We start from the raw sequence: 12,212 nt of genomic DNA on the forward strand, positions 1-12,212 counted from the left end.
ATCATTTATCAAATACGCTATTTCATCTTTTAGAGCCACTTTTCACATCCTCTTCTTTAAAATTTTTTATAAAACTCCCCTACCTAACAGTAGTTAGTTTATCTTGGTATGCATTTTGTTCCTAATAGTATATTACATTTAATGGATTATTTCAATGTTTTGCCTATTAATAAAAAACAGGAGATTCATAGGCTAACCTACCTTAAATCTCCTGCTCCTTATTAAAAAACATAGTGGTCATAATATTCTTCTAATGCATCTATTCTTTCAGAAATTATTTTTTCATCCTGTATGCTAAAACATGAAAGTTTATTTGATTCTTGATCATCTAAGATTTCTACCTGACGTTTAAAAATATCATTTACCTTATTATAAATTTCCTTGATGGTTTCTAAGTCTCTTTCTTCTAGTAAATTGTTGTGTACTACATCTTTTAATCTACTCTCTATTTTCCTTATGTACCAATGTGCTTCCACACACAATTGAGAAGAGCCTTCCTCTTTCATCATATTTATAGCGCCTACCTTCCTTTTTTAAGGTTTATAGTATTCACTATTATTTTACAACTTTTTGCGCTATTTTCCAATATGTATATGGAAAAGAATTCTAATTGCTAATTTTTCATAAATGTTCCTCAACTACTTATTTGCTTTTCTTTCTTAAAACATAGTATATCCCCATGCCCATACAAATAATCATTAAAACAACTACAGCTAATCTATGAAAGCTTTGAACCCAAACTTCCCATCTTTCACCTACAAAAACCCCTAATGTAACAAATGTAGTTACCCAAAGGAATCCTCCCACATTGGCATAAAAAGCAAATCTCATATAGGGCCTCTTTGTAATCCCTGCATAGTAAGCATTCAACTGACGAATCCCTGGAATAAAATAACCTATAACAATGGCATATTTTCCATATTTATCAAACCATTTTTCAGTCTTATAAAAAGATCTATCATCAATATGTAAGTATTTCCCATATTTCTTCAAGAATGGCCATCCCAAACAATAGCCTATCATATAGCTAACAGATACCCCTATGATACTTCCTATAAAAGCAATACAAACGACCCAGAAAAAATCCATTTTTCCCTTGGTAACTAAAAAACCTGCAAAGGTTAATAGTACCTCATCAGGTATTGGAAGTCCTATAATTCCAAATACTAAAGCTAAAAATATTCCTATATATCCATAAACGGAAATCAAATACAATATTTTTTCTTGGAGCAACTTGATTCCTCCTTATTCTGTCATCTTATTTTTCTCCACTAAAAATAAACCCTATTAAAAGTTAGCAGATTTTATCAAAAAATGTCAATGGTATATACAAAAAAAATCTTTTTTTGTCATCTATTTTATTATAATGCAAAGTTCCCTTTAAACTCAATGGTTTCTGCTTTTTTCAATTTAATTATTTTCTTCTATTAGAATATACAGGCCTTTGAGAAAAAGACTAGTTATTTCCGATGAGAAAAAATATGCTATCTAATAAAAAAACTCAAGGGATTAATAATCCCTTGAGTCTTTTATTAATTTATATTATATGCTTTTGGGTCTACCTTCATAAAAGCTTTTTTCACTTGTATTCCTATAGGTAATGCAATCACTAATCCGATACTTGTAGTAAGTAGTGACCCTGGTATTTTTGCAATAGGTGCAATAAAGTTTCCACAAAAGTATACATTTGTTAGGTAATATCCTGCTAATGAAATAACTCCTCCAATTACATATCCTAAAAAGTTGATCTTCATATTTACACCCTTATAATCTTTACTTTGAACAATTTTAGCTACAACATACGCCATTAATCCCTTAATCACTAAAGTAAAGGGTGCATAGCTAAAATATCCTCCGAAAATATCAAATAAGAACATCCCACCACCTGCTGCAATAGCTGAATCAGCTGGATTTAAAATAAGTGCTGTTATAAAAAGAGTTGTTGTTCCTAGATGCATCATACTAGGTCCTACAGGAATATGAATATAAGTAGCTGCCATATTCACTGCTATAAATAAACCTAACAATACCATTCTTCTTGTTGTCCAACCATTATTATTCATTGATTTTTTCCTCCTTTATTACTTACATCCATTTTTGTTAAAATATCACACAAACGTTACAATCATATTATTGCACAAATATTGTACCGTGTCAACGGTACAATATAAGAATCGTATTGGTTGTTTTGTTTATTTTATGAAAAAAGCTGAGGAATTTTCCTCAGCTTTTTTTATTCTCTATTGGATTTATAAACACTCACCTTGTTGTTTCAATCAAAATCTCTATTGATCAATCATTTATCTATTATTGTTTTTAACTTTTCTAACGATTTTACTGCATTTTCTCTTGGTCTCACTTCAATAATATAATAAACATCCAACTCTTTCATTTTTTCTATATGCCATTTAAAATCCACATTGCCGCTACCTATAATCTGATGATCACTTTTCCCATTATGATCATGTAAGTGACAAGTTTTTATATACTTTATATGCTTTAAGAAGAAATCTACTTCATTGTATTGATTCGTATAACTATGTCCTATATCCCAAGTCAAATATAAATTTTCTTGACTTAAAAGTTCCTCTAATGTTTCCTGAACAATTCTTTCTGGAAATCGTCCTGAATTCTCAATGCATAAATAGATTTTACCTTGTGCATAATTACTTAGTTCTATTAAACTCTCTTTAAGCACTTTTTTATATTCTTCACAATAAGACTCATCTAAATAAGATTTTCTATCTGTAAGGGTAAAGCATACTGCACTTCCTATATGCATTGTCATTCTACTTGCCCCTATGTCATAGCCCAAGTCAATGACCTCTTTGAATCTATCTATTGTAGCTTTTCTAATTCCCTCTTGAAGCTGTAAAAGCGTAATATCTTCAGGAGCATGTAAAGTAATGGCTATATGATTTTCTTCTTTATATTTTTTAATTTGTTCTCTCTCTCTCTTTGTGAAATTTTCTGGAAAGAAAATGGGCATATTTACATTAAGTTCCACACAATCAAATCCATGCTCTTTCGTATATTTTAACGTATCAAATATGTCTCTTTCTCCACTAGATGCTGCATATCCTATTTTCATAGGCTACCTCCTAACATAAATTAATCTACGTATTTTTCTTATTTGTTATATTTCTTATCTTTTATCTTACCATATTAACATCATTTTCGTTAAAATGTTTTTTGTTACCTATAGATAGATTTCTTTATGTCTCTTTATTTTTTATAAAATGCCCACTTCTTATACATTTACTATTTTATTTCCTCTAAAACAGAAAGTAAATACTTCCATGTTCTTTCTGTAGAAGATCTACTTAAATGTTCATTTGGTGTATGTACATCATACATATTCGGACCAAAAGATATCATATCCATATCTCCTAATTTTTCACTAAACAAACCACATTCTAATCCAGCATGAACTGCAGCAATTTCTGGTTCTTTTCCATATAATCTTTTGTAAACGTCTATAAATAACTCCCTTATATAAGAGTCTTTCTTATATGCCCACTCTGGATAGGATGCTTCTGTAGAAAATTCTGCTTCTACTAATTTGGAAGCTTCCTTAATTTGTTTTGCAATATAATCTTTCATAGTTCTTACAGAGCTTCTTGTAGCACTGCTAAAAACAATTTTTTCTTTTGTGGTAGAAATAACCCCTAAATTTGTAGAACTTTCCACAAGTCCTTCAATATCCATACTCATTTTTTGAACACCACAAGGAATTAAAAATGATAAAGCAAGAACTTTTTCAAGTGTTTGATCTGAAAATACCTTTTCTATTTTTCTATCTATCTTTTCTATTTTTACTGATACATGAGGATCTGATGATTGAAATTCATGCTTAAATACATCATCCCATTTTTTTATCTTCGATTGAATCTTTTCAATATATTCATTTTTAAACAATATAGTAGCATCAACTTCTCTTGGAATAGCATTCAATTTATCTCCACCATGAATATCCGATACATAAATATCATCATGCTCAAATAAATCCTGCAAAACTCGACCAATAAGTTTATTAGCATTTCCTCTTCCCTTATCTATATCCATTCCAGAATGTCCACCCTTAAGCCCTCTAATTTGAAGCTTATATGGGATACATCCTTCATCATAGTCCTTCCATACAATTGGAATTTCTACCTTGCTTCGAATACCTCCAGAACAACTAACAAATAATACCCCTTCTTCTTCACTATCAATATTGATAAGTATCTTTCCATTAAGATTAGATGGTTCTAGGTTTGCTGCACCTTTTAAACCCATTTCTTCTTCTGTAGTAAATAATACCTCTACTTTAGGATGTTTTATATGATCATTATCTAAAATAGCAAGACAAAATGCTACAGCAATACCATTGTCAGCTCCCAGTGTTGTTCCTTTTGCTCTAATAAAATCTTCGTCTACTTCAATTTTTATAGGATCTTTTTTAAAATCATGGACTGTATCCTTATTCTTTTCACAAACCATATCCATATGTCCTTGAAGAATTACAGTAGGTGATTTTTCATATCCCTTTGAAGCATTTTTTTTAATTACTACATTTAAAGCTTCATCTTGATCTACCTCTAAATTTCTCTTTTTTGCAAATTGAACTAAGAAATCACTTATTTCTTTTTCATTTCCTGAACCTCTTGGAATTTTAGATATTTCTTCAAAATATCTAAAAACTTCTTTTGGCTCAACATTTTGTAAAACATTCTTCATAAAATTACCTCCCCTTATTTTTAATGTCATATAATGCTTTTATAAAAATCATGCCTTCATAAATTCATCATAAATATATTTTGAAACGGCATAAATCAAATCAAGTTGTATATTTTTATCCAATCCCCAAGTGAAAATACTTAATATATAATCCCCCTTTTGAGTAAATACAATAGCCACATCATTCTTTATTTCATCTAAGCCTCCATCCGACTCAAGATCTCCATATTTTGATGCTATTTCAAATGTATGATTCTTAAATAAATAGTCATGTTTATTCTTTTTCATTTTTAAGATATTCATCATCTCATGAGAATAAGGTAATTCTAAATGATAAATCCTTTCTAATAAAGTAGCAACATCTTTCCCACTAGTTAAGTTATCCTGTCCTTCTTTTCTCATTTTAAAATCAAGCATTTTTCTTATAAGGAGTGTATCCCTATAATTATTTTCAACTAAATAAGTATTGATTTTATCTATTCCTATCATTTCAATAAAAATATTTGTAGCATCATTACAGCTTTTTTCAATCATCAATTCTAAAAGTTCATAGTAACTATAAATTTCCTTATGAATAAACTCTCCACTTACTATACATTGCCTAAAATCATTAATATTTATGGTTTCATGTAAATCAAATTCCCTATTTTGTACCCGTTCAAAAAAATTTGCCATAATAAATACTTTTATAATACTAGCAGAAGGAACACTACATTCAGCTTTGTGCATATAGCATTCTTTTGTCTGCAAATTCTTATAAAAAATAGATAGGTGATCCATATATTGATGATCTATCATATCCTCTAAGTTCATTTTTATCATCCCTTATTTTCTAAAATATTTCAATGCTTCTAACACATTACTTACCTGCATTGCTACACCAATAGGAAGACAATCTTCGTCTATATCAAACAAAGGATGATGATGCTTTCCTTCTATTCCTTTCTCTAGGTTTTTGCATCCTAACCTAAAAAAGGCACTAGGTTTTTCTGCTGCAAAATAGGCAAAATCTTCTACTCCTAAAGAAGTCTCTTCTATAACATGTACCTTGTCTTCTCCTAAAAGGTTCTTTCCTGAGTTTCCCACTATCTCAACCATTTTACCATCATTCACTAATGTCCTATATCCTTCAATCTGGACGAGTTCTCCTCTTCCACCTAAAGCCTTAGGAATCGTTTTTACTATATCCTCAATTTTCTTCATCACTTCTTTTCTTGTGCCTTCATTGACATTTCTAATAGTACCCACAAGAGTAACATGATCTGCAATAATATTTCCTTGAGTTCCTCCCATAATTTTTCCAATGGTGACCACAGATGAATCTATAGGCGCTACATTTCTAGACACAATAGATTGAAGGGCAACAACTACATGAGACGCAATCAGTATGCTGTCCACACCTTCATGGGGATATGCACCATGAGCTGATTTTCCATATATATGAATTTCAATCATATTAGAAGCTGCATTCATTTGATTATATTTTATTCCTACTTTTCCAATCTCCAAATCTGCATCTACATGCAGTCCAAATACACCATCCACTTCTGGATTTTTGAGTACTCCTTCTTCAATCATAGGCTTTGCCCCACCAACCGTTTCTTCTGCTGGCTGAAAGAGTAGTTTGATATTTCCATGAATTTGATCCTTCATTTCATTTAAAACCTTTCCAGCCCCTAAAAGAATTGTTGTATGAGCATCATGACCGCATGCATGCATAACTCCATCATTTTTTGATTTATAAGATACCTCTTTCGCATCTTGAATAGGTAAAGCATCCATATCAGCTCTTAGAGCAATAGTGGGTCCATGAAATTTCCCCTCAATCAACCCAACTACCCCAGTATTCGCCACATTATTCTTATATGGAATATTCATTTCATGTAAATATTCACATATCTTTTTTGAAGTCCTTAATTCCTTCATCCCTAATTCTGGATATTGATGAATATCTCTTCTAATATGAATGAGCCAATCCTTAATTTTTTCACTATTTTCCATGATTTGTTTCATTCTAGTCACCTCTTTAAAATATTCAGCGACCACTGTAGCCTATATAGATTTCCAACAAAAACTTTTTAAAGTTGGATAGCTATAAAGACTATAGTGATCGCATTTACATTTTCATCTTTAATAATTCTTTATAATAATCTTTTTATTGGTTGCATCTAATTCACAAACTCTTCCTAGTGGAAGTGTAATCATTGGTTCACAATGACCTGATCTAAAATTGTAAACTGTAGGCTTTCCAAAAGGCTTTATAATATTTTCAAGTACTTCAAATGATGTAAATCCTTCATCATCTTCACAATCAGCAAAATCCCCTAGAATAATACCTTCACAATTTTCTAATTTTCCTGCTAAGGCAAGCTGTGTAAGCATCCTATCAATACTATATGGTTTTTCCCCTATGTCTTCTATAAAAAGAATTTTACCCTTTGTTTCAATTTCATAGGGTGTCCCCATAGTAGCAGCAATCAAAGCCAAATTTCCACCTACCAATTGTCCTTTTGCAAAACCTTTTACCATTACTTTCATTTCATGATTCTTTGGATTCTTTAACTCTATATCCTCTTTTTCATTGATTACATGGAAAAATGATTCTTTTGTAAATGAATTAAACGCTAGCATATTTGATACAACCATGGGACCATGATATGTAGCCAAATCAGCTTTCTGGTTAAAAAGTAAATGTAGCGCTGTTACATCTGAGTATCCTACAAATATTTTAGGATTTTTTTTGATCAACTCTACATCAAGGAAATCCATCATACGGGTACAACCATATCCTCCCCTGATACAAATAATTGCATCTACCTCTTTATCACCAAACATTTGGTTTACATCTTTGGCTCTTATTTCATCTTCTCCTGCCAAGTATCCACCATATAATAAATAGCAGCTCTCTCCCATTTTTACCTTGAATCCCATTTCTTCTAAAACAGCTTTTGCTCCATCTGCTCGCTCCTTACTCACAGGTCCTGCTGGAGCAACAACCCCAATAGTATCCCCCCAATATAATCCTTTTGGAACCATCATTTTTTATTCCCCCAAAACATATTTTAGTTAAACATTAAATTTGTTACAAAAACAGCTGTTATAAGTCCTACAAAATCTGCTATAAGTCCTGCTGGTAACGCATGTCTTGTTTTTTTAATCCCTACCGCACCAAAATAAACTGCTAATACATAAAAGGTAGTTTCAGTAGAACCATTCATAATAGAAGCCATTCTACCAATTAATGAGTCCGGTCCATAGGTTGTAAATAAATCATTCATAATACCAGATGCGCCCCCTCCAGAAAGAGGTCTCATAATGGCCATAGGAAGAACTTCTGCTGGCATACCAATTAAATTAGTTATGGGTGAAACAGCACTTACTAATAGGTCCATAGCTCCTGATTTTCTAAAAATTCCAATAGCTACCAACATCGCAACTAAATACGGGATAATCATAACCCCCGTCTTAAACCCTTCCTTAGCCCCTTCTGTAAAAGCTTCATAAACTTTTACTTTTTTAATAAATCCATAAAGAGGTATAATCAAAATAATCAGTGGTATTGCATAAATTGAGATGGTCTCCATAATTTTTACAAACATAGTCATCCTCCTCCATTAATTTTTCTCTACCATTTTCTTTTCCGTCTTATTGAAAACTGGTAATCTTTGAAGCAACTTTACAGCAATAATAGCTGCTATTGTAGATGCCACTGTAGCAATAATCGTTGGGCCAATAATTTCAGCAGGATTTGCTGAACCTGCTGCTGCACGATATGCAACTACAGAAGATGCAATTAATGTAACAGATGATGTATTGATTGCTAAAAATGTACACATTGAATTTGTTGCTGTATCCTTCTCCTCATTTAATTCTTGAAGTTCCTTCATAGCTTTAATTCCTAGAGGCGTTGCTGCATTTCCAAGGCCAAAAATATTTGCAGCCATATTCATGACAATAGCACCCATAGCAGGATGGTCCTCTGGAACTTCTGGAAACAAAAACTTCATAATTGGCTTTAAAGCATTTCCTAATGCTTTAACCATTCCTGATTCTTCTGCAATTCTCATAAGTCCAAGCCATAACGCCATAACCCCTACAAGACCGATTGATAATTCTACTGCAACATCTGCATAATCTAATGCTGCATCCGTTACAGCTTGAGCATTTCCTGTAGCTAGTGCTGCAATAATGCCAATTACGATAAATCCTAACCAAATTATATTGATCATTAAAATCCCCCCCATTATTATTTTATTTTTCATAAGAATTTTAATGCCATCTAATTCCTATAGATTACACCATGAATATCCTTAAAACCAAATCCAGGTTCATCTGTTAATGTAATCTTATAATCTTTAAAAATAGCTCCTCCCTCAACTGGGTCCTCCCTACATAATACAGGTCCATCTAAATCTATTTTTGTAATAATACTCTTTGCTGCTGCAAGATGTACTGCTGCAGTGACACTTACCTTTGCTTCAAGCATACATCCAATCATACATTCAACCCCATATACTTCAGCAATAGAACAAATCTTAAGGGCATTATGTATCCCTCCTGTTTTCATAAGCTTAATATTAATCAAATCAGCCGCTCTCATTTGTATAATTTTCATAGCATCCATTGGAGAAAATACACTTTCATCTGCTAAAACAGGAATAGAAATATTATCTGTTACAAGTTTTAAACCCTCAAAATCATGTGCTGCTACGGGCTGTTCAACAAACTCAATACAAAGTCCTGCATCTTCCATTTTTCGTAAAGTATATACAGCTTCTTTAGGTGCCCATCCTTGATTGGCATCAATTCTAAGAGCTATATCATATCCAACAGCTTCTCGAATGGCTTTCATTCTTTCAATATCTGTTTGAGCATCCTTCCCTACTTTGATCTTCAAAGTCTTATAGCCCAAATTTACTGCTTCTAAGCTGTCCCTTGCCATTTCTTCAGGAGAATTTACACTAATCGTTATATCTGTAATAATCTCTTTTCTATATCCACCTAATAGCTTATATACAGGTGCTTTATAAACCTGCCCATATAAGTCATAAAGAGCTATATCTACAGCTGCTTTAGCGCTAGTATTTTTTACTACTGATTGATCTAATTTTTTCATGATTCCTTCAAAATTTTCTACATCCATCCCCTTTAGATTCTTTTTAATATGGTCTTCTATGGCTCCTATAATAGCCCCTGTCGTATCTCCTGTAATCACGCCTGTTGGTGGCGCTTCCCCATACCCAATATGTCCTGTATCTGTAATAACCTTAACAATCACATCATTTACACTATTCACCGTTCTTAAAGCCGTCTTAAAGGGTTTTTTAAGAGGCACTGATATAGCCCCGATCTTTATATCTTTAATTTTCATTTTTCATCCTCCTTCTAAATTAAAAAAATCCAGTAAAAGTCCTTGATCCTAAACTTTTACTGGATTTTATTCTAGTAAATATGTAACGCTCCAGAATAATAAAAATCATAAAATATTCAGTATAGCTCAATATTTATCATTTGATTATTCCTTAGAAACAAATCCATAGAATAAAGCAGCATTAATAATATTTTTGTTTAATCTCTTTATATTTTTTTACTGCATCCTTATAAGCTACAAGAATAGCTCTTTGGGAAGTACCAAAATATCTTCTTTTTATTTCTTCTTCTATCTCTTCATGAAACTCATCCAACTTTTTCCCAAAGAATAAGCTTTTAATAAATAGCTGCGTAGTGGGAATAGTTGATGCACAGCTAAGATCAACAATTGTATCTGTAGCTATATCAACAACATATCCAATAAAAAACATTCCAAAATGTTGTGTGATTGCATTATCACTACTCGTTTTTCCATGTCCTATGATATATACCGTATTTTTATCATACATTCTAATCACCTACTAATAATAGTTTAAAATACATAATTTTTTTGTATTTTTCTATTATTAGTATATCTAAATTATTACATAATTGAAAGTATTTTCCCCACTAATAAACCTCCACCTGTTCCAATAATATATCCTAGCATAGCCATTAATACCCCTATAGGGATTAATGCTTCACTATAAGATGCTGCAAGTATTGGGGCAGATGCAACCCCTCCTATATTTGCAAGACTTGCAATCCCACATGTAAATAAGTCTAGTTTGAAAAGCTTAGCCACTGCAACCATAATAATTGCATGGATTGCTAAAATAACAAATCCAGAAATAATATATATTGGTGCTTGCCCAAGCTCAGCAAAATTAGCACGGGAAGCAATTAATCCTACAATTGTATAAAGCATTACATTTGAAATTTGAGATGATCCTGGAAGTTTTCCAAGAGGAGTCATGGCACATATGGTTCCTGCAACAGTTGCAATAATTACAGTCCATGTTGTACCTGTAATAAAGCTAGTCTTTGGTAATATTTCTGCTAACCCCTGCCCAACTGCTGAAACAAATAAACTTGCTCCTATTAAAACCATCATATCTGAAAACTCAACATTCTTTCTAATATTTTCTTGTGTTGCAGCAAGTTGTTCTCCAACTTCATCTATTATACTCGTATCTGCCTTTGTCCATTTATTGAATATTTTTCCAAAAGGAACTAACCCTAACAAAATCATTACCCAAATGGCATAATCAATTGAATCAATCAATAATGTATATCCCATACTAGAATCTGGTACATTTAAAGCCCCTTGTACTGCTGCCATATTTCCTGTTCCACCCATCCAGCTTCCTGCTAAAGCTGCAAATGCTTTCCATGTATCAGCCGTATACATTCCTTTAAATATAGCATATGTAACAACAAATCCAATCCCGATACTAAGAGCTGCAGTAAAAAATCCTAAAAGCATTTTAGGTCCTAACTTCATAATTCTTCTAAGGTCACATCTTAATAACATTAAAAAAATCATTGCTGGCAATAAATTTCCTTTGATCATCTTATAATACATGGTCACTTCATCTGTTTTTTCCCAAACTTTAAAGGTTGCAAGTACCATTACAACAAAATAAATTACAACAATAGCTGGTACATATTTGAAAAACTTTCCCTTACTCTTCTTTTCTGCAAGAATAACCAAACTTGAAAAAAACACAATAACTGCTAAATACGTAAAACCACCTGTAATCATTTACATTCCTCCTTTTTATAATTATTCTAAACTTTCCTTCTATAAAGTTTAGACATTCTTCTTTATTCAGAATCAAAAACAAAAAAGACCTAATAAACGATTGAATACTTCATTTATCAGGTCTTGTTTATGACAATGTTTTGGACATCTGAATAAACAAGGTGATTTAAAACTTATTTTTTATAATTTTCTAAATATATTATATATTATTTTGGTATAATATGTCAAGTGCTCTATTTATAGGAATAGTCTATTTATTTCATAAACATTTGCTTACTTCATCTATTTATAGCATTTTATAAATGACATTTTAACAATTTTTTGTATGTTTATCTTGTATTTGATAAACTATTATCATATGGCTTTATAGTAGTAGAAA

Annotated in this window: 13 protein-coding genes; all 13 read right to left on the minus strand. The window is 31.7% G+C overall.

All coding sequences use genetic code 11. From position 1 onward, the window contains the following. Window positions 1–221 precede the first annotated feature (221 nt). Complete coding sequence (locus tag K7H06_RS15540) at window positions 222–509, minus strand: hypothetical protein (protein WP_223036944.1); 288 nt, start codon at window positions 507–509, stop codon at window positions 222–224. A 133-nt stretch (window positions 510–642) separates the two neighbouring features. Then, the gene (locus tag K7H06_RS15545) at window positions 643–1,233 is read right to left on the minus strand and encodes a DedA family protein (RefSeq protein WP_223036945.1); all 591 of its coding nucleotides are present in this window, start codon (window positions 1,231–1,233) and stop codon (window positions 643–645) included. Window positions 1,234–1,532: 299 nt separating this feature from the next. Continuing rightward, entirely contained in the window at window positions 1,533–2,063 is a 531-nt protein-coding gene (locus tag K7H06_RS15550; RefSeq protein WP_223036946.1) for an ECF transporter S component, read from the minus strand. A gap of 233 nt (window positions 2,064–2,296) precedes the next feature. Beyond that, entirely contained in the window at window positions 2,297–3,091 is a 795-nt protein-coding gene (locus K7H06_RS15555; RefSeq protein WP_223036947.1) for a sugar phosphate isomerase/epimerase family protein, read from the minus strand. A 170-nt stretch (window positions 3,092–3,261) separates the two neighbouring features. Next, window positions 3,262–4,719: an aminoacyl-histidine dipeptidase gene (locus tag K7H06_RS15560; RefSeq protein WP_223036948.1), complete on the minus strand. Its 1,458-nt coding sequence runs from the start codon at window positions 4,717–4,719 to the stop codon at window positions 3,262–3,264. A gap of 48 nt (window positions 4,720–4,767) precedes the next feature. Then, window positions 4,768–5,532 (minus strand): serine hydrolase, encoded by a 765-nt coding sequence (locus K7H06_RS15565; protein ID WP_223036949.1) that lies wholly within the window; start codon window positions 5,530–5,532, stop codon window positions 4,768–4,770. A gap of 12 nt (window positions 5,533–5,544) precedes the next feature. Beyond that, a complete protein-coding gene (locus K7H06_RS15570) occupies window positions 5,545–6,732 on the minus strand; it encodes a M20 metallopeptidase family protein (RefSeq protein WP_223036950.1) in 1,188 nt (395 codons plus the stop codon). A gap of 117 nt (window positions 6,733–6,849) precedes the next feature. Next, a complete protein-coding gene (locus tag K7H06_RS15575) occupies window positions 6,850–7,758 on the minus strand; it encodes a S66 peptidase family protein (RefSeq protein ID WP_223036951.1) in 909 nt (302 codons plus the stop codon). A 23-nt stretch (window positions 7,759–7,781) separates the two neighbouring features. Continuing rightward, window positions 7,782–8,318: a spore maturation protein gene (locus tag K7H06_RS15580; RefSeq protein WP_223036952.1), complete on the minus strand. Its 537-nt coding sequence runs from the start codon at window positions 8,316–8,318 to the stop codon at window positions 7,782–7,784. A gap of 15 nt (window positions 8,319–8,333) precedes the next feature. After that, complete coding sequence (locus K7H06_RS15585; RefSeq protein ID WP_223036953.1) at window positions 8,334–8,948, minus strand: nucleoside recognition domain-containing protein; 615 nt, start codon at window positions 8,946–8,948, stop codon at window positions 8,334–8,336. 50 nt (window positions 8,949–8,998) lie between these two features. Beyond that, window positions 8,999–10,090 (minus strand): dipeptide epimerase, encoded by a 1,092-nt coding sequence (locus tag K7H06_RS15590; RefSeq protein ID WP_223036954.1) that lies wholly within the window; start codon window positions 10,088–10,090, stop codon window positions 8,999–9,001. A gap of 181 nt (window positions 10,091–10,271) precedes the next feature. Further along, a complete protein-coding gene (locus tag K7H06_RS15595) occupies window positions 10,272–10,598 on the minus strand; it encodes a DUF3870 domain-containing protein (RefSeq protein WP_223036955.1) in 327 nt (108 codons plus the stop codon). A 74-nt stretch (window positions 10,599–10,672) separates the two neighbouring features. After that, entirely contained in the window at window positions 10,673–11,833 is a 1,161-nt protein-coding gene (locus K7H06_RS15600; RefSeq protein WP_223036956.1) for a DUF819 family protein, read from the minus strand. Between the last annotated feature and the right edge of the window lie 379 nt (window positions 11,834–12,212).

Origin of the sequence: Crassaminicella profunda (assembly GCF_019884785.1) — a bacterium.
GTDB classification, from domain to species: Bacteria; Bacillota; Clostridia; order Peptostreptococcales; family Thermotaleaceae; genus Crassaminicella; species Crassaminicella profunda.